Annotated in this window: 14 protein-coding genes and 1 tRNA gene; 8 read left to right on the top strand and 7 right to left on the bottom strand. The window is 72.1% G+C overall.

All coding sequences use genetic code 11. The annotated features are described in order from the left end of the window. The first annotated feature begins 166 nt into the window (after positions 1 to 166). From ACH4PY_RS15040 to ACH4PY_RS15055, 4 genes are all read left to right on the top strand, one after another. Positions 167 to 559, top strand: a complete 393-nt coding sequence (locus ACH4PY_RS15040) for a hypothetical protein (RefSeq protein WP_398181271.1) — start codon at positions 167 to 169, stop codon at positions 557 to 559. 111 nt (positions 560 to 670) lie between these two features. Then, positions 671 to 1,303 (top strand): bifunctional DNA primase/polymerase, encoded by a 633-nt coding sequence (locus ACH4PY_RS15045; RefSeq protein WP_398181274.1) that lies wholly within the window; start codon positions 671 to 673, stop codon positions 1,301 to 1,303. A 56-nt stretch (positions 1,304 to 1,359) separates the two neighbouring features. After that, positions 1,360 to 1,433 (top strand) — tRNA-Lys (locus tag ACH4PY_RS15050). 128 nt (positions 1,434 to 1,561) lie between these two features. Continuing rightward, positions 1,562 to 4,051 (top strand): phosphatidylglycerol lysyltransferase domain-containing protein, encoded by a 2,490-nt coding sequence (locus tag ACH4PY_RS15055; protein ID WP_398181277.1) that lies wholly within the window; start codon positions 1,562 to 1,564, stop codon positions 4,049 to 4,051. Between the two features lie 331 nt (positions 4,052 to 4,382). On the opposite strand, the gene ACH4PY_RS15060 is transcribed toward ACH4PY_RS15055, so the two are convergent. After that, a complete protein-coding gene (locus ACH4PY_RS15060; protein WP_398181281.1) occupies positions 4,383 to 5,912 on the bottom strand; it encodes an alpha/beta hydrolase in 1,530 nt (509 codons plus the stop codon). 240 nt (positions 5,913 to 6,152) lie between these two features. Between ACH4PY_RS15060 and ACH4PY_RS15065 the strand changes: the two genes are divergently transcribed. The 3 genes from ACH4PY_RS15065 to ACH4PY_RS15075 all read left to right on the top strand — a co-directional run bounded on the left by ACH4PY_RS15065 (position 6,153) and on the right by ACH4PY_RS15075 (position 8,182). Beyond that, entirely contained in the window at positions 6,153 to 6,539 is a 387-nt protein-coding gene (locus ACH4PY_RS15065; protein WP_398181284.1) for a hypothetical protein, read from the top strand. Positions 6,540 to 6,563: 24 nt separating this feature from the next. Continuing rightward, a complete protein-coding gene (locus tag ACH4PY_RS15070) occupies positions 6,564 to 7,433 on the top strand; it encodes a spermidine synthase (RefSeq protein ID WP_398181286.1) in 870 nt (289 codons plus the stop codon). A 62-nt stretch (positions 7,434 to 7,495) separates the two neighbouring features. Continuing rightward, positions 7,496 to 8,182: a response regulator transcription factor gene (locus ACH4PY_RS15075; RefSeq protein WP_398181289.1), complete on the top strand. Its 687-nt coding sequence runs from the start codon at positions 7,496 to 7,498 to the stop codon at positions 8,180 to 8,182. Between the two features lie 76 nt (positions 8,183 to 8,258). On the opposite strand, the gene ACH4PY_RS15080 is transcribed toward ACH4PY_RS15075, so the two are convergent. From ACH4PY_RS15080 to ACH4PY_RS15095, 4 genes are all read right to left on the bottom strand, one after another. Continuing rightward, the gene (locus tag ACH4PY_RS15080) at positions 8,259 to 9,740 is read right to left on the bottom strand and encodes a GH1 family beta-glucosidase (protein WP_398181292.1); all 1,482 of its coding nucleotides are present in this window, start codon (positions 9,738 to 9,740) and stop codon (positions 8,259 to 8,261) included. Between the two features lie 96 nt (positions 9,741 to 9,836). After that, a complete protein-coding gene (locus tag ACH4PY_RS15085; RefSeq protein ID WP_398181295.1) occupies positions 9,837 to 10,757 on the bottom strand; it encodes a carbohydrate ABC transporter permease in 921 nt (306 codons plus the stop codon). A gap of 3 nt (positions 10,758 to 10,760) precedes the next feature. Then, positions 10,761 to 11,762: a carbohydrate ABC transporter permease gene (locus tag ACH4PY_RS15090; protein WP_398181298.1), complete on the bottom strand. Its 1,002-nt coding sequence runs from the start codon at positions 11,760 to 11,762 to the stop codon at positions 10,761 to 10,763. Between the two features lie 163 nt (positions 11,763 to 11,925). Then, positions 11,926 to 13,275, bottom strand: coding sequence for an ABC transporter substrate-binding protein (locus ACH4PY_RS15095; RefSeq protein WP_398181301.1), 1,350 nt, complete (start codon positions 13,273 to 13,275; stop codon positions 11,926 to 11,928). 306 nt (positions 13,276 to 13,581) lie between these two features. On the opposite strand from ACH4PY_RS15095, the gene ACH4PY_RS15100 reads away from it, so the two are divergent. Then, positions 13,582 to 14,619, top strand: a complete 1,038-nt coding sequence (locus ACH4PY_RS15100; protein ID WP_398182119.1) for a LacI family DNA-binding transcriptional regulator — start codon at positions 13,582 to 13,584, stop codon at positions 14,617 to 14,619. Between the two features lie 210 nt (positions 14,620 to 14,829). Here ACH4PY_RS15100 and ACH4PY_RS15105 read toward each other — a convergent pair whose 3' ends face one another. Together ACH4PY_RS15105 and ACH4PY_RS15110 are read right to left on the bottom strand one after the other, a co-directional pair. Beyond that, positions 14,830 to 16,662, bottom strand: coding sequence for a discoidin domain-containing protein (locus ACH4PY_RS15105; protein ID WP_398181305.1), 1,833 nt, complete (start codon positions 16,660 to 16,662; stop codon positions 14,830 to 14,832). Between the two features lie 313 nt (positions 16,663 to 16,975). Then, complete coding sequence (locus tag ACH4PY_RS15110) at positions 16,976 to 18,529, bottom strand: cellulose binding domain-containing protein (protein WP_398181308.1); 1,554 nt, start codon at positions 18,527 to 18,529, stop codon at positions 16,976 to 16,978. Positions 18,530 to 18,730: the final 201 nt, after the last annotated feature.

Consider the following 18,730-nt stretch of genomic DNA (forward strand, 5'->3'; position numbering starts at 1 on the left):
CACGCGGTGCTGGCACATCTGGCGGAGCACCGGGTGGCGTGGCGGCCGTGAGGGCGGCCCGGATCGGCGTACGGGGCCGGCGGGCGTACGGGGCCGGGCTCGTGGGTAGGGCGCACGCGGGACAATGGAGGGTCGGGAACCGGAACGGATCGGCGGAGGTCAGCGTATGTCCGAGGAGCAGCAGGGGAGTTCGGGCCGGGAGGGCGACGGCGGACGGGCCGGCCGGGTGGAGCGGCCCAGGCGTCCCGCGCGGCTGCTCTTCGAGCCGGGGGCGCCCGGCGGCGACGAGGGCGGCGACCGCTTCTTCGAGCTGGAGTCGATGGACGACCCGCAGGAGTTGCTGGCCCGTGCGAGCGAGCTGGAGCAGGCCTTCCGCAGCGCGGCCGACCGGGCGGCGGAGTTCCAGGCCATCGCGGCCGCGCAGCTCACCGATCCGCGCCGTTTCGACCGGCTCGGTGCCGACGAGGTCGCCCGGCAGGCGGGCTGGTCGGAGGACTACGCGCGGAGGATGGCCGAGTGGGGCGCGGCCCTGATCGCGGGTGGCGGTACCACCCCGTAACGGGTCAGTCGCGCGGTGTGAGGAAGGAAGGGTACCCCTCCTGTCCGCCGCTGTCCCGTGTTCCGCCGATTCGCCGGGGCGGGGCCCGTCGGGCGCGTACCTGTAGATGACATGGATGAATGGCAGCGGAACACCCCAGCGGGAAGTGTGGTCGGCATAGTCACCGAGGCCCAGCGGCGCCGGCACACCGCCTGTGTCACCCCGGAAGGCGCCGCCTGGCTGGCCTCCGCGAGTGCTTTCCCGCGCAGTGTGGAGGCCCTGTGGTCGGCGCGGCCGGGCGCCCCGAGCGTCCTGCCGTGCGGCAAGGCCTTCGACGTGGTCAACCTCACCCCGCTGTTCGGCCGCCGGGTGCTGGAGCAGCTGTGGGCGGCGGGTCCGGGCAGCGGCCCGGTCGCCGTGCACCGCGGCCGGGTGCTGCTGCTCGCCGCGCCGGGCACCGCCCAGCGGCTGCCCTTCCTGCTCGGCTGGGAGGAGTGGGCGGGCGCGGTGCCGCCGATGCTCTGCCACGGCGCGGGCGACGCGGTGACCGTGCCGCCGGTGCGGGCGCTGCCCCCGGACGACCTTCCGGCCGCTTCCGCGGACCGGGAGCCGGGCCCGGGAATGTCACGCTGGGTCGTCGCGCCGGACACCCGCCACCCCTGGCTGCCGGGCCCGGACGTGCTGCTGTGGGCGTGTCTGCGGGCCGTCCGGGAGGCCCGCAGGGAGGCCCCGCCGGTGCTCGCCGGGGTGCCCGGGAGCGCCTGAACCTTATCGATTTCCCAGGTCGCCGCAGGGGGTGCTAATGTCTTCCTCGTCAGCAGGCGCCGCTAGCTCAGTTGGTTAGAGCAGCTGACTCTTAATCAGCGGGTCCGGGGTTCGAGTCCCTGGCGGCGCACCTGATTCGAAGGCCCTCCGTGTTCACGGAGGGCCTTCGGCGTCGTACAAGGCCGTAGGACGCGGTAAGACATCGTGAGACCGGCGTGCCCGCTTGGCCGGGTGTGCCCTGGAACGCACCCTGGGACGATGGGCCACTGGTCGCTGTCGGACGCCGTCCGCGTACACATCTCCGGCACCGGTGGCCGCACCCCGCTCTTCCTGCTCCTCGCCGGTCTGCTCGGTTCCTTCCTCTTCATCCGTTTCAGCGTCCGGATGATCCGCCGGGGCGTGTCCTGGTGGCCGGGCAATGTGCAGCCCGGCGGCCTGCACATCCACCATGTCGTCTTCGGGCAGATCATGATGATCGTCGGCGGCGTCGGCTCCTTCGCGGTGCACGGCGGCCCGCTGGCGCACGACATCCTCGCCGTCGTCTTCGGCGCGGGCTGCGGCCTGGTCCTCGACGAGTTCGCGCTCGTGCTGCACCTGGAGGACGTCTACTGGCGGGAGGAGGGCCGCCGGTCCGTCGACGCGGTGATCCTCGCGGTGTGCGTCATCGGCCTGCTGCTCATCGGCCAGGCCCCGCTCGGCGGCTACGTCGGCGGCACCTCCTGGACGACCTACCTGATCGCCGCCGTCCTGCTCGGCTTCGTCGTGCTGTGCCTGGCCAAGGGCAAGGTGTGGACCGGGCTGCTCGGGGTGATGCTGCCCTTCCTCGCCGTCGTCGGCGCCCTGCGGCTGGCCCGCCCCGGCAGCCCCTGGGCGCGCTGGCGCTACGGCAGCAGGCCGCGCCGGATGGCCCGCGCCGAGCGCCGCGAGGAGCGCATCCACCGGCGGCTCGTCGCCTGGAAGACCCGCGCGATGGACGCGGTCGCGGGCGCGCCCAGCCCGGTGTCGCTCAGCAAGGCGGAAGCGGCCCGGCCGACGATCGTCGACATCCCGCCCTCCCGGCTGGAGGTGCTGCTCGGCCGGGTGCTGCGCCCGCTGCGCGCGCCCGGCGCGACCGCCGCCGTCTGGTACCTGCGGCTCGCGACCGCCGTCAACGTCGTCACCGGCCTCGTCACCCCCTTCCGCCAGCGGGTGCGGGCCGCCACCGACGGCGAGTACGTCACCGCCTTCCTGGTCAGCCCCGGCTTCACCGGCGCGGTGCTCGCGCTGCTGCTCTCCGTCAGCCTGCGCCGCCGCAAACGCGCCGCCTGGATCCTCACCACGGTGCTCGCCGCGGGCTACACGCTCATCCTCGTCGGCACGCTCGGGGCCGTGGGCACCTCCCGCGGCCACGCCGTCAACTGGCTCGCGCTCGCCGTCACCGTCGCCTTCCTGCTGGCGCTGCTCGTCTCCCGCCCGGTCTTCAACGTGCGCGGCGAACGCGGCAACGTCGCCCTCGGCCTGACCAGCCTGGTGATCGGCGCGGTCGTCGCCGTCGGCGTCGGCACCCTGCTGGTGCACGCCACCGACCGCACCCCGCCACGCGAATGGGCCGCGAGCCTGCGCTACGCCTCCGTGCGCGTCCTGACCGTCTCCGGGCTGTTCGACCTGCCCGGCATCACCGTGCCCGGCTGGACCGACCTGGCGATCAACGTCCTCAGCGTCGCCCTCCTGCTCGTCGTCCTGCTCGCCTTCTTCCGCGCCCCCCGCCGCCGCGCCCGGCTCCAGCCCACCGACGAACGCCGGCTGCGGGCGCTGCTGCGCGCGTACGGGCGGCGCGACTCCTTCGGCTACTTCGCGCTGCGCCGCGACAAATCCGTGTGCTGGTCCCCCGACCGGGACGCGGCGATCCTCTACCGCGTCGTCAACGGCGTCGCCCTCGCCTCCGGCGACCCCCTCGGCCCGCCCGCCGCCTGGTCCGCCGCCGTCACCGCCTGGCTCGACCTGGCCGGCGCGCACGCCTGGGTCCCCGCCGTCACCAACGCCGGCGCCGAAGCCGCCGCCGCCTACGCCGCGCAGGGCTTCCACGCGTACGCCTCCGGCGGGGAGGCCGTCGTCACCCCCCGGGACTTCGCCGCGGGCGAGACCCCCGCCCTCCGCAACGCCCACGACCTGCTCACCGGCGCGGGCTACACCGCACGGATCCGCCGCCAGCGCGACGTCCCGCCCGACGACTGGCGCCGCCTGCGCCAGCTCGCCGACGCCTGGCGCCGCCACCCCGCCGAACGCGGCTTCGCCGTCGCCCTCGGCCGCCTCGGCGACGAGACCGACGGCGACTGCCTGCTCGCCGAGTGCCTCGACCCCAACGGCCGCACCTGCGCGCTCCTCGGCTTCGTCCCCTGGGGCCCGGACGGACTCACCCTCGACCTCGTCCGCTACGACCGCGACTCCGGCCGCGCCCCCGCGGACCACCTCCTCACCGACCTGCTCCTCACCGCGGCGTCCGGGGCGTCCGGCCCCGTCGCCGGGGTCACCCGCGTCTCCCTCAACACCACGGCGTTCCGTTCCGCAGCGGCTTCCCGTGGACCCTTGCGGCTGCTCGCCCGGCACTGGAACATCGCGGAACGCTCCCGCACGTACTCCGCGTACGACCCCACGTGGTACCCCCGCCACCTGCTCTGCGAGCGGCGCCCCGACCTCCCCCGCGTCGCCGCCGCCACCGCGGTGGCCGAGGGCTTCCTCTTCCCCCGCCGCTTCCCCGGCCACCCCTGACCCCGCGAGCGGCACCCTCCCTCGCACGAGAACCCCCCACCGGCAGGCAGCCGCCGCACCGTCCCGGAGGGGGACGGTGCGGGGTGCCCCCGCAGGAATGCGCTGCCGGTCCCTCCACCAACTCGGGAGGAGGGTGAAGGCGCATTCCGAGGAGGTGCCCCGTGGCGGCCCCCGACCCCACCCACCGGAGGGAAAGCGCGATGCCCCGCCGGGCAACAACCAGGGGCGCGTGGGGGCACCTCCCGGGCGAAGCCCTGGGGGAGAACTGCGCGAGCAACCCCCACCCCACCGCAAGGTCGCACGGCGAAACCGCACCGCCCAGGACGGAGCGTCAGCACACCGCCCCCGGCGAGGGCAGCGTGCCCTCGACCAGATACGCCTCGACAGAACCCCGTACGCAGCGGTTGTGCGCGAAGTACGCCCCGTGCCCGTCACCCCGGTACGTCAGGACACGGCTTCCGTTGCCGAGGGCCGCGGCCATGTGGGCGGCGCCCGGGTACGGGGTCGCGGGGTCCGCCGTCGTGCCGACGAGCAGGGCCTGCGGAGCGGTCCGGGCGGAGACCTCGCGGGAGGCGCGGTCGCCCGGGGGCCAGCCCGTGCAGGCGAGCAGGGTGGCCTCGATGGAGGGCCCGAACACGTCGGAGGCGGCGGTGAAGCGCCCGTCGAGGCGGTGCACGGCCGCGGCCGTGCGCCGCTCCGGCGTGTCCTGGCAGTCGATCGCGAGCTTGGCCATCTCGTAGTTGTCGGGCACCGCCCAGTCGGGTCCGGAGCCGGAGCCGGGTCCGGAGCCGGTCGTGGTGAGCCGGCCGAGCATGCCGCCGCCGAGCTGTCCCATCTGGCCGGGGTAGGCGAGCTGCATCATCGGTTCGCCGTCCCCCGTGCGCAGGGCGCGCAGCGCGTCCCGCAGGTCGGACCAGTCGTCCTTGGAGTAGAGGGCGTTCTGCACGCCCTGCACGAAGCCCTCGTGGTCGAGCTGGCCGGTGACGGTGGCGACGCCGCCGCCGTCGAGGGCGTGGCCCTGTTCCGCGATGCCGGCGACGACTTCCTTCGCGGTGTGTCCCGCGATGGGGCAGGAGCGCGCGGCGCAGTCGGCGGCGAAGTCGGTGAGGGCGTGCTGGAAGGCGGCGCTCTGGGCGAGCGCGGTGCCGATGTCGTCGAGTGTGGGGTCGGGCACCCCGTCGAGCACCATGCGCCCGGTGTGCTGGGGGAATTCGTGGGCGTAGACGGAGCCGAGGCGGCCGCCGTAGGAGAAGCCGAGGTAGGTCAGCCGGTCGTCGCCGACGGCGGAGCGGATGACGTCCATGTCGTGCGCGGCGTTGCGGGTGCCGACGAAGGGCAGCAGGCCGCCGGAGTGCGCGCGGCAGGCCTGGGCCACCTGACGGGCCTGGACGGCGGCGTCGGTGGATGTCACGCCGGAGAGGTCGCCGCAGTCCACGGGGGTGCTGCGGCCGACTCCGCGCGGGTCGAAGCCGACGAGGTCGTAGCGCCGGTTGAGGCTGGCGAGGTCGCCGTTGGCCGCGACCGCGGCGAGTTCGGGGATGCCGGGCAGGCCGGGGCCGCCGAAGTTGACCAGGAGCGAGCCGAGGCGCGGGCCGGGGCCGGTCGCCGGGATCCGGCTGATCGCGAGGTCGAGTTCGCCGCGGTCGGGGCGGGCGTAGTCGCGGGGGACGCTGAGGGTGGCGCACTCCATGTGCTGCGGACCGGCGCCCGCACGGGGGGTGGGGACGTTGGGGCAGCCGGCCCAGGTGGGGTGCTGGTCGTAGGGGGCGGCGGAGGCGGTGCCGTCCGCCGGGTGCGGTGCGGCCAGGAGGGTCGCCGTCAGGGCCGCGGCGAGGGCGGCGACGATGCGCAGGCGGGCCATGTTTTCACGCTAGGCCGGGTGCGCCGGCCGCGCCCTGCGTCGTTGCTCCGTACGGGTGGCTCCCCGGGCCACGGGCGGGCCGCCGGGCCCCCCGGCGGGAGCCCCACCGGGAGCACATCGTACAAACCGGATATCCCACCCACTATTCGCCAGGCAACGCCACCCCTGGCGAAGCGAATCCGCGCCGGACTCCCGCGTTGTACGGGTGTGGCACATCCCGTCGTGAGAGGAGTGTTTGCCGTGGCGGACACGAGCGGTACGCACAGGTCGGGCCCCAGCCCGGAGGGCAGCGAGCTGCCGGCGTCGTGCGAGCTGGTGACGGTACCGGCCCGGCAGGGCCTCGAAGCGGTCGACCTGCTGCGCTACGGCAGCGGCGTGGGCCCGGTGCTGCACGACGGCGACGGCGCCAGCCTCGGCTTCCTCGTGCCGCCGGGGACGGCCGACGGCTGGGACGTGCCGGGCAGCTCGTGTACGAGCGCGGTCGCGCCCGGTGCGGACGGCGGGTGGCTGGTGCCGCCGCGCGAGGAGACCGCGGTGACCGACCCCGCGGTGCTGCGTGCCGCGCTCGGTCAGGCGGCCCGCACGATCGAGCTGGCCGACGGTTACCTGGGGTTGCGCACGAGGTAGCCGCCGGGCCCGGATAATCGGCGCATGGCAGGCAGAAGAGAGCGCGGCGGCAGAGCGCGTACCCCCGAGGCGGTGACCGCACAGGTCGGCGGCGGCGCCGCGGCCCTCGTACCGGACCGGGAGCGCCCGCGGGCCTGGGCGCTGGTCGTGGAGGGCGCGCCGCAGTCGCATGTGGACCTCGCCGAGCCGGACCACCTGGGCTTCTCCTACCAGCGCCGGCTGGGCCATGTCATCGACCTGGCCGCGCCGCCGGGCGCCCCGCTGCGGGTCGTCCATCTCGGCGGCGGGGCGCTGACGCTCGCGCGGTACACCGCGTTCACCCGGCCGCGGTCCACGCAGCAGGTCATCGAGCTGGACACCGCGCTGGTCGAGCTGGTGCGGACGCATCTGCCGTGGGAGCGCGGCTGGCGGATCAAGGTGCGCAGCGGTGACGCGCGCGAGGGCCTGACGAAGGTGCCGGACGGGTGGGCGGATCTGGTCATCGCCGACGTCTTCGGCGGTGCCCGCACGCCCAAGCACCTGACCAGCGCGGAGTTCCTCACGGACGTGCGCCGGGTGCTGCGGCCCGACGGCTGCTACGCCGCGAACCTGACGGACGGCGGGGCGCTGGCCTTCCTGCGCGGCCAGATCGCCACGGCGGGCGCGGCCTTCGCGGAGGTCTGCGTCGCGGCCGACCCGGCGGTGCTGCGGGGGAAGCGTTTCGGCAACGCCGTGCTGTGGGCCGCCGACCACCCCCTGCCGGTGGCCGAGCTGACCCGCCGGGTGGCGACCGACCCGCACCCCGGCCGGGTCGAGTCCGGCCCCTCCCTGACCGCCTTCACCGCCGGCGCCCCGGTCGTGACCGACGCGACCGCCACCCCGTCCCCGCCCCCGCCCCCGCACGCCTTCGGCTGACGGCGTCGGCGGAGCGTCACAACCGGCGAACCCGGCGGAGCCGAACGCGCTAAGTTGCCGGGATGGCCGGCGTTCTGGTCGTCGAGGACGACACCTTCTTACGCTCCACGGTGATCCGTCATCTGACGGACGCCTCGTACAGCGTCCGCAGTGTCGGAACCGCCCTGGAGGCGTTACGGGAAGTGGGGCGCGGGCGGTTCGACGCCGTCGTGCTGGATCTGGGGCTGCCGGACATGGGCGGCGCGGAGGCGCTGCGGATGCTGCGCGGCTTCAGCGACGTGCCGGTGCTGGTGACGGCGACGGGCCGGGAGGAGCCGCAGGCGGTGCGGCTGCTGCACGTGGGGGCGGACGACTACGTCGTCAAGCCGTACGCGGTGGAGCTGCTGGCCGCGCGGCTGGCGGCGGTGCTGCGCCGGGCCCGGGGGCGGGCGGTGCCGCCGGTGGAGGCGGTGATCCGGGTCGGGGGGCTGACGATCGACGCGCGGCGCAGGCTCGCCGTGCTGGACGGGGTGGCGCTGGCGCTGAGCCGGCGGGAGTTCGACCTGCTGAGCTTCCTGGCGGCGCGGCCGGGGGTGGTGGTGGCGCGGCGGGAGCTGCTCGCGGAGGTGTGGCGGCAGTCGTACGGGGACGACCAGACGATCGACGTGCACCTGTCGTGGCTGCGCCGCAAGCTCGGCGAGTCGGCGGCCCGGCCGCGCTACCTGCACACGCTGCGCGGGGTGGGCGTCAAGCTGGAGCCGCCCCCGTAGGGCGGATCCGCGGACGACGAAAGGAGCGGTACGGCAGCACCCTCGAACTGCCGTACCGCTCCTTTTTCCCGTCCCCTCAGGACTTCCCGTCCTCCTCCGGGAGGTCCGGAAGGACGTTTGACCGCGCCACCTGGGAGTACCAGTGGGCGCTGCGCTTCGGAATCCGGCGCTGGGTGCCGAAGTCGACGTAGACCGCACCGAAGCGCTTGCTGTAGCCGTAGGCCCACTCGAAGTTGTCCATGAGGGACCACAGGAAGTAGCCGCGCACGTCGGCGCCGCCGGCGATGGTCTCGTGGACGGCGGCGAGGTGACCGTGCACGTACGAGATCCGCTCGGGGTCGTTGACCTGGCCCTCGGGCGAGACGTAGTCGTCGTAGGCGGCGCCGTTCTCGGTGATCATCATCGGCAGGCCCGGGTAGTCGCGGGCGATGCGGTTGATGAGGTCGCGCAGGCCGGTCGCGTCGATGGACCAGCGCATCGCGGTGGTCTCGCCGGGCGACTGGTGGAAGGCGACGTGCTCGGAGCCGGGCCACGGGGAGTGGTCGCTGTCGCCGTGGCCGTCGTTGCGCGGCAGCTGGGCGCCCTCGGTGTGCGCGCGGCCGTCGGAGACCAGCGTCGGCGTGTAGTAGTTGATGCCGAGCAGGTCGATGGGGCGGCTGATCTCGGCGAGGTCGCCGTCCTTGACCAGGCTCTCCCAGTCGACGATGTGCGCGGTGTCGTCGAGCAGGTCGGCGGGGTAGCCGTCGCCGAGGATCGGGCCGAGGAAGACCCGGTTGCCGACCGCGTCGATACGGCGGGCGGCGTCCAGGTCGGCGGCGGAGTCGCTGAGCGGGCGGACCTGGTGCAGGTTGAGGGTGATCGAGGTCTGCGCTGTAGCGGGGAGAACGGAACGCAGAACCCCGATCGCCCGGCCATGGGCGAGGTTGAGGTGGTGGGCGGCCTTGAGGGCGGACTCCGGCTCGGTGCGCCCGGGGGCGTGCACGCCGGAGCCGTAGCCGAGGTAGGCCGAGCACCACGGCTCGTTGAGCGTCGTCCAGTACGGCACCCGGTCGCCGAGCGCGCTCGCGACGATCTCGGTGTATTCGGCGAAGCGCTCGGTGGTGTCGCGGACGGTCCAGCCGCCGACGTCCTCCAGGTCCTGGGGCAGGTCCCAGTGGTAGAGGGTGGCGACCGGGGTGATGCCCTTGTCGAGCAGCTCGTCGGTCAGCCGGCGGTAGAAGTCCAGTCCGCGCTGGACGGCGGGGCCGCGCCCGGTGGGCTGGACCCGCGACCAGGACACGGAGAAGCGGTACGCGCCCAGGCCCAGGTCGGACATGAGGGCGACGTCGTCGCGGTAGCGGTGGTAGTGGTCGGCGGCGATGTCACCGGTGTCCCCGTTGCGGACCCGGCCAGGCGTGTGGCTGAACGTGTCCCAGATCGAAGGCGTCCGGCCGTCCTCGGCTGCGGCGCCCTCGACCTGGTAGGCGGCCGTTGCCGACCCCCAGACGAAGCCGGGGGGGAATCGGAGCGAGGCAGAGCCGGTGGAAAGCTCGGTGCCCTCTGAATGGACAGCTGTCATGACGGGGGACTCCAGGGGAATCAGGGGGTAGTCGGGGGAAGGGGGCTCTCACGGGCCCGTACGGCGCGGGGGTGGTCGCCGTACGGGCGCGTGAGGTCAGCTCTTGACGGCGCCCGCGGTGATACCGCCGACGATCTGCTTGCCCAGCACGGCGAAGACGATCAGCAGCGGCAGCGTCGCGACCAGGGCGGCGGTCACGACCACCGCGTGGTCCACGCTGTGGTTGCCGGAGCCGACACCGGCCAGTGCGACCTGCACCGTCGGGTTCTGCTCGCTCAGGGCGATGAGGGGCCAGAAGAAGTCGTTCCAGGCCTGGACGAAGACGAGCATGCCCAGGACGGCCATCGCGGGTCGGGCGATGGGGAAGACGACGTGCCACAGGATGCGCAGGCTGTGCGCTCCGTCGACGCGGGCGGCCTCGATCAGCTCGATCGGCAGCGCCTCGGAGAGGAACTGCCGCATGAAGAACACGCCGAACGCGGCGACCAGCGAGGGCAGGATGACCGACTGCAGGTGGTTGACCCAGCCCACGTTGGTGATGATCTGGTAGAGCGGGATCACGCTGAGCTGCGGCGGGATCGTCATGGTGGCGACGACGATGGTCAGCAGCGCGTTGCGGCCGCGGAACTGGAGCTTGGCGAAGGCGAAGCCGGCCAGCGTCGCGAACAGCACGGTGCTGAGGGCCACCAGGCCCGCCACGATCGTCGAGTTGATGAGGGCCTTGGTCATGTCGACCTGGTCCCAGACGATCTTCATGTTGGAGATCAGGTGGCCGCTGGGCACCAGCAGCGACGGGTGCGCGTCGATGATGTCCTGGTCGGTGTGCGACGCGGCGCTGACCGTCCAGTACAGCGGGAAGAGCGACACCAGCGCGGCGAAGATCAGCAGCAGGTACGCGATCGGACCGGCGTTCTGCTGCTTGCCCGGCGCTCCGGCCCTGCCGCGGCGGCGGCGCGGGACGGCGGCGGTGGAGTGGCGCGGACCCGCGGTCCGCGCGTTCTCGGCGATCTGAGCCATGGGTCAGCCCCCCAGCTTCTTGCGGTTGGAGCGCGCGATCAGCAGGTTGGCGGCACCGATGAGCAGCAGGATCAGCAGCATGACCCAGGCCACGGCGGAGGCCCGGCCGAGCTCGCCGACGTTCCAGCCCTGGTCGTACATGTAGAGGCTGAGCGTCTGGTACTGGTGGTCGGTGCCGCCGGTGATGCCGACGCCACCGCCGTACATCAGCGGCTCACCGAACAGCTGGGTCGCGCCGATGGTGGAGACGATGATCGTGAAGAGGATCGTCGGGCGGATCGACGGGATCGTGACGTTGACGAACTGCCGCCAGCGCGAGGCACCGTCCAGCGCGGCCGCCTCGTACAGGTCGGCGGGGACGGCCTGCATCGCGGCCAGGTAGATCAGCGCGTTGTAGCCGGTCCAGCGCCACGTGACGATCGAGGAGATCGCTATCTGCGCGGGCCACTTGGACGACTCCCAGTCGATGTGCGGGAAGCCGACCTTGCCCAGCACCTCGTTCACGATGCCGTAGTCGGGGTTGTACATCTGGACGAAGACCAGCGTGGCCGCGGCGACCGACGTCGCGTACGGGGCCAGGACCGCGACCCGGAAGAAGGAACGGCCGCGCATCTTGTAGTTGAGCAGGTGCGCGATGCCGAGCGCCATCAGCAGCTGCGGGACCGTGGAGATCACCGCGAGCGTGAAGGTGTTGCGCAGCGCCTTCCAGAAGAACGGGCTGTCCCACAGGGCGGTGTAGTTGTCGAAACCCACCCACGATCCGTGCGTTCCCAGCTCGACCTGATGCAGCGAGAGCCAGCCGGTGTAGATCAGCGGGAACAGGCCGAAGGCGGCGAAGACGATGAAGAACGGGGCGACATAGGCGTACGGCGACGCCTTGGTGTCGAAGCGGTAGAGCCGGGCGCGCCAGCCGGGAGGTCGGCTGCCGTCCTGGGATGTGGAGCGCGGGGCGGGCCTGGAAGACGGCGGGCTGCCGTCGGACGTCGCCCTGACGGAGGTGGCCACGAGTGGCGTCCTTCCCGTAGGGGTGCGGGCGGTGAACCGGGGGAGGGGGGAGGGTTGTTCAGAACTTGTAGGGGCCTCGGCCGGATGGCTTCACTTCTCGCAGCCGGCCGTATGACGGGCCGCCCGGCAGGTGGGAGACACTGCCGGGCGGCCCCGCCGGGGGTTACTGAACGACCTTGTCCTTGATCTGGGAGACCACGTTCGACCAGGCCTTGTCCTTGGCCGTGCCGCGCTTCTCCATGTCCATGATGCCGTTCTTGGTGATGATGTCCTTCACGTTGCCGTCCCACGGGCCGATCGGGGCCGGGGTGATGTTCTTGGCCGCACCCGCGAAGATCTTGCCGATCGGGGTGCCCGGGAAGTACGGGTTGGTGAGGGTCTGGACCGCCGGGTCCTCAAGGGCCGCCACGTTCGAGGGGATGTTCCCGAACTTCTGGAAGACCTTGACCTCCTGCTCCTTGGCGGTCAGCCACTGGGCCAGGGCGGTGGCCTCCTTGACGTGCTTGCCGGACTTCGGCACCGCCAGGAAGGAACCGCCCCAGTTGCCGACCTGCGGCGGCGCGGCGACGTCCCACTTGCCCTTGCCGGCGTCACCGGAGTTGGTCTGCACGAGGCCGACCATCCAGCTCGGGCAGGTCACGGTCGCGAACTTGCCGGTCTTGAAGGCCGCGGCCCACGCGTTCTGCGGGTCCAGCTGCTGGTAGCCGGCGGTGATGCCGGCCTGCACGGCCTCCGTCGACAGGTCCCAGGCGGTCTTGACGCCCGCGCTGGTGTCGTAGATCAGCTTGCCGTTCTCGTCCGAGTACTGCGTGGACTGGCTGGCCAGGATCGCGTTGAACAGGCCGCTGCCGGAGTCGGAGAACTTCATGCCCTTGGGGGCCTTGGCCTGGAACTGCTTGCCCAGGTCGATGAACTTCTGCCAGTCGCCGTTCCACGCCGTCGCGAGCTGGTCGCGGTCGGTGGGCAGGCCCGCCTTGGCGAAGGCGTCCTTGTTGTAGCAGATCGCGGTCGGGCCGGCGTCCGTGCCCAGGCCGATGATCTTGCCGTCGCCGGTGGTGGCCTGCTTCTCCTTGTAGGGGAGCCACGCGTTGGCGTCGAAGCCCTGGACCGTCTTGAAGTCCACGAACTTGTTCGCCAGGTTCGGCTGGATCGCCAGCCCGATGTAGCCGACCTCGATCGCCTGGATGTCCGCCAGACCGCTGTTCTGGGTCAGGTGCAGCTTGAGCTTGTCCCAGTACTGCTGGCCGTCGGAGACGTTGTCCTCGACGATCGTGATGTTCGGGTGCAGCTTGTGGTACTCGGCGTAGAGAGCGGCGCCGTTCTTGTCGTCGTAGCCGAACGAGCCGAAGTCGCCGACGTGCAGGGTGATGTTCTCGTTGGACGTGCCGCCCTTCGAGCTGTCCTTGCTGTCGTCCTTGCTGTCGCTGCTGCAGCCGGTGATCAGGGTCGCGCAGGCTGCGAGACCCGCGACCGCGATGACGGCGGCCTTGCGGGTTCTGCCGGAAGTGCGCATTCCACTCTCCTTGTCAGGGTGGGTCAGCGTGCTGGTGGTGCGTGGTCCCCGGGGTGGTACGAAAGTTGGCGCTGTGGGAGCGCTCCCACGTAGGCTTTCCGGAACATTCACGCCTCGGAGGGGTCAGTGTCAAGATGTGAAGTCCATTTCGTTGCCGGAACGTGTCCGGAGCTGACTCGCGATTACTTCTTGAACGGAAGCCCCTGCCTGGGGCTTGTAGTGTGGGAGCGCTCTCAGGTACCGCTCCTACGGGGAAGGACCGGGCGCTAAGGTGGCGCGAAATGAGTACAGGAGGCGGCAGTGGCCATGAACGGACGGCACAGCGGGCGTCCCACCCTTGAGGAGGTGGCGCTGCGCGCCGGAGTCGGGCGAGGCACGGTCTCCCGGGTGATCAACGGATCACCCAGAGTCAGTGACCGCGCCAAGGCCGCCGTCGAGGCCGCCATCGCCGAACTGGGCTACGTGCCCAACCGCGCGGCCCGCGCGCTGGCCGGCAACCGCACCGACGCCATCGCCCTGGTCATCCCGGAACCGGAGACCCGGCTCTTCGCCGAGCCCTACTTCTCCGACATCATCCGCGGCATCGGCGCCGAGCTGGCCGACACCGACATGCAACTGCTGCTCACCCTGATCCGCACGCCCAAGGAACGCACCAGGTTCGCGCAGTACCTGGCCGCCCACCGGGTCGACGGCGTGCTGCTGGTGTCCGTCCACGAGGACGACCCGCTGCCCGACCTGCTGGAGCAGCTGGAGATGCCGGCGGTCCTCAACGGCCGCCGCAGCGACCTGGAGTCGGTGTCCTACGTCGACGCCGACAACGTCGGCGGGGCGCGCGCCGCGGTCGCCCATCTCATCGCCCGCGGCCGCCGCCAGGTCGCCACCATCACCGGCCCGCCGGACATGTACGTGGCCCGCAGCCGGCTGGACGGCTACCGGCAGGCGGTCGAGGCCGCGTCCGGCTCCGGCGGTCTCGGCGGCTTCGACAGCGCCCTGGTCGCCCGCGGCGACTTCACCGAGGAGGGTGGCCGGCGCGCGATGCGCGAGCTGCTGGTGCGCCGCCCGGAGATCGACGGCGTGTTCGCCGCCTCCGACGTCATGGCGGCCGGCGCGCGGGCGGTGCTGCGCGAGGCGGGCCGCCGGGTGCCCGAGGACGTCGCGCTCGTCGGCTTCGAGGACTCCGCGATCGCCCGCCACATGGACCCGGCGCTCACCAGCGTCCGGCAGCCCACCGAGGAGATGGGCCGCACCATGGCCCGGGTGCTGCTGGAGGAGATCGCCGAACGCAAGTCCGTGCGCCGGCACGTCGTGCTCTCGACGGAGCTGGTGCAGCGGGAGTCCGTATGAGCGCCGTGCACGCGGCAGCGGCCGCCGGACGCCGTGGGGGGCGTCCGGCGGCTGCGGGGCCGCGAGGCGAGGCGTAGGACGCCTGCGGAGGGCGGACCGCCGGGGGCGGGAACGGTGCACATGGCGTGTGCACCGGGCCCGCCCCCGGCTTTGTGGGGGGATGTGGGGGGAACCGGGGAACTCCTCGGGGGCTGCGAGGCGGCGGACCGGCTAGAAGCCGACCGCGACCTCCATCCACTGCGGGTTCTGCTGCGAGGCGTACGCGGCCTGGCCGGCCACGTCGTCGTACGGGAAGCCGTACGCGAGGTGGTTGATGCCGTGGTCGTGCCAGTACTTGGCGTACCAGTTGGCCGGGTCGCCGCTGTAGAACTTGGTCGGGTCCTGCTGCTGGTCGGCGGGCAGCGTCGCGGTGTGCCGGTTGAGCGCGGCGCACTTGGCGGCGTCGGCGCCCATGGAACCGGCGCAGCCGAAGATGTTCGAGGTGGGCTCGTTGACGCCGACCGACTGGGCGTACGCGGTGAAGTAGTTCGCGTTCACCCCGCCCTCACGGAAGCTCGGGTCGCTGCCCGGAGCGATGATCCGGTAGGGCGCCTGGGTCTGCGCGAGCACCTTGAACTGCTGCGGCACCGCGTTCTGGAAGGACTGGAAGACCTGGTCGCGGCTCATGGTGAACAGGTCCTGGCTGTCGCCGAGCTGGATGTCCTGGCCGTCGTGCGAGTGCAGCCGGATGGCCAGCGGCAGCGCCCAGGCGTCGACCCGGGTGGTGTTGCCGTTGAAGACGTTCGGGCCGATCGTGAACTCGATGAAGTCGTTGTACTGGCTGTTCGGCGAGCCGACGTAGAAGTACATCCGGCCCGAGGAGTTCGCCGGCATGTCGAAGTACGGCTGCTCGGCGATGGAGTGCACCTGGCCGTTGAAGCTCCAGTAGACCTGGCTGTCCGGGTAGGCGCCGTTGGTCCGGTTGAGGATCTTCAGCTCCATCACGTTGTGCGCGGCCGGGATGTCGTCGGTGGTGCCCCAGAAGTCGTCGGGCGGGGTCGTGCCGCCGGTGGTGCCACCGGTCGTGCCGCCGTTGTTGCCGCCGCCGTCGGTCGTCCCGCCGGTGGTGGTGAAGACCTGGAACTCCCACAGCGACACCCCGTACGCGGTGGACCGCGCGGTGGTGTTGACCCGGACGTAGCGGCCGGTGCCGGTCACGTCCAGCTTCTGCACGCCGCCGGTCGAGGTGGTGGTGGAGTAGACGTTCGTCCACGGGCCGTCGGCGCCGTCGGAGACCTGGATCTGGTAGGCGGTCGCGTAGGCGGCCTCCCAGTTCAGCCCGACGCCGCAGATCTGCTGCGACGAGCCGAGGTCCACCCGCAGCCACTGCGGGTCGCTGAAGGCGCTGGACCAGCGGGTGCCGGTGTTGCCGTCGACCGCCGCCGAGGCGGGGGTGCCGGCGTTCTCGGTGGAGGACGCCACGGCCGACTTGCCCTGCGCGACGTTGGTGGTGGTGCAGGCGCCGGGCTGGGTGCCGCCGCCGTAGACCTGGAACTCCCACAGCGAGTAGCCCCACTGTGTGGCCCGCACGGTGCCGTTGATCCGCACGTAGCGGCCGGAACCGTTTACGGCGAGGTTCTGCACGCCACCGGTTCCGGTGGTGGTGGAGTAGACGGTGGTCCAGGTGGTGCCGTTGGCGGACGTCTGGATCGTGAACGCCTTGGCGTAGGCCGTCTCCCAGTTGAGCGTCACCTGGCTGATGGCCTGGCTGCTGCCGAGGTCCACCTGGAGCCACTGGGGGTCGGACGCCGCGCTCGACCAGCGCGTGCCGGTGTTGCCGTCCACGGCCGCCGAGGCGGGGGTCCCGGCGTTCTCGGTGGACGACGCGGTGGCCGGCTTGCCCTGCGAGAGCAGGGTGCCCGCAGCGCGGGCCGGCGACTGCGAGCCGACCACCAGGACGAGCCCGGCCAGCAGCGCGAGCAGGGCGGTTAGGACGAGGTACGGCTGGCGCCCGCGACGGTGCCCCGCGGCTCTGCGCACCAGCAGGGATGTACTGCCTGACATGTGTTCTCCTCAACCGGGTGGGGGTCCGTGCCGGAGGCCGGCAGAGCGGGATGAGAGCGCTCTCTCGGCGAGGTGATGTATACAAGGCACCCATAGGCGCGTCAATAAGTTGTTCAATAATGGCCAGTTGGCGCCTGCAACGAGTACGAGACTCGAACGGACGTGCCGGGCACGGGAGTTGGCGCTCAGCCCCAGTTCAGCGCCCGCCCGGCGCCCCCGCGGAGCCCGCAGCGGGCCCCGGACGCGAGGGAGGGGCGGGCCCGTGCACGCCATCCATGCACGGGACCGCCCCCGTTCTCGGGGTGCCGCCGGGTCAGCCCAGCGACGCCAGGTGGTTCTTCAGGCCGAGGCCGTACGCCGTCGCGGTGCCGTCGTAGCTGGAGATCAGCGACGGACCGGACGAGCAGTCCCAGGTGTTCCACGTCCAGCCGAGGTAGCCCACCTGGTGGCTGTCCAGCCAGCTCATGAAGCTGTCGACGAAGGAGTGCCCGCAGGTGTTCTCGCCGATCTCACCGGCCACCAGCGGCACCTTCGCGGCGACCGGCGCCAGCTGGGAGTCCCAGCAGGAGCTGTTCGCGCATGAGTTGAAGTTGTAGACGTGCACGGCCGCCGCCAGGTTGCCCGTCGGGTCGGTCGGCTTGTGGGCCAGCCACCCGGTCAGGTCGTTGGAGTAGGCCAGGCCGCCCATCATGACGACGTTCTGCGCGCCGGTGCCGCGCACGGCGTCCAGCATGTCCTGCATACCCGCCACCTCGTAATTGATGCCGGGGCAGGTGCCGCCGTCCTTCCAGCAGGCCCAGGCCTGGTCGGTGGTGGACGTCGCGCGGTCCGGGTAGGGCTCGTTGAACAGGTCGAAGACGATCGAGGTGTTCGACTTGAAGGTGTTGGCCACGCTGGTCCAGAACGGGATCGCGTACTGCGCGTCCGGCATCGGCTTCTGGCAGGTGGCGTTGACGTCGGTGCAGCCCGCGGAGTTGCCCGTGTAGAGGCCGTGCGTCCAGTGCAGCTCGACGATCGGGGTGATGCCGTGCGCGACCAGCCGGTTGACCCAGCCGGTGATCGCCGCGACGTAGTTGGCGCCGCCGTCGGCCCCGGGCACGTAGCTCAGGCCCTCCCAGCAGTCCTCGTTGAGCGGCACGCGGACCGCGTTGACGCCCTTCCAGCTGGTGATGGCGTTGATCGCGGCGTCGTCGACCGGACCGTCGAAGATGCCGTTGCCCTGCGCGCAGGCGAATTCGGTGCCCGAGCGGTTCACGCCGTGCAGCACGACCTGCTTGCCGGTCGAGTCGAGCAGCTTGTTCCCTGACACGTGCAGCTTGGGCGGCGCGGTGTCGCCGCCGGGCGGCGTGGTCGGGGGAGTGGTCGGCGGGGTCGTCGGCGGCGTGGTGGGAGGCGTCGTCGGCGGGGTGGTGGGCGGTGTGGTCGGGGGCGTGGTGCCGCCGCCGTCGACGTTGCAGGTGGTGCCGTTGAGCGTGAAGCCCGTCGGCGCCGGGTTGCTGCCCGACCAGCTGCCGAGGAAGCCGGCGCTGACGGTGCCGCCGGTGGGGATCGCGCCGTTGTACGACTCGGAGGCCGCGGTCACGGCGGTGCCCGACTGGGTCCAGGCGGCGTTCCAGCCCTGGGTGACCTTCTGGCCGCCGGAGAAGGTGAAGCCGAGTTTCCAGCTGGTGGTGGGAGCGGCGTTGTTGGTGATGACAACGTTGCCCTGGAAACCGGAGTCCCACTGGTTCGTCACCGAGTAGGACACGGCGCAGGCCGGTGCGGCACCCGCCGCGGTCGCGCCGAGTGCGGGGAGCAGGGCGGCGGCCGCGGCCGCCGTACTCACGGCCGCGACGGCGAGCGCCGCGGTGCGCGTGGGTCGTCGCATGAGCGACTCCTCGTGAGGTGGGGGGATCGAGGAATGGTGCCGTCCGCGGTGCCCCGGGCGGGTACCGGCGGACGTCGACAAGAAGTGGACGCGCTCCCACTGGTCCGGCGCACGACCCTAGCGTCAAGTGCCGTCCAAGGGTAGGGGCAACTTCCCGGCCATCCGCCGACTGTGTGCCGCGCATGCCGACTAGTGCACATC

Origin of the sequence: Streptomyces sp. NPDC021224, from assembly GCF_044332905.1 — a bacterium.
Taxonomy (GTDB): Bacteria; Actinomycetota; Actinomycetes; order Streptomycetales; family Streptomycetaceae; genus Actinacidiphila.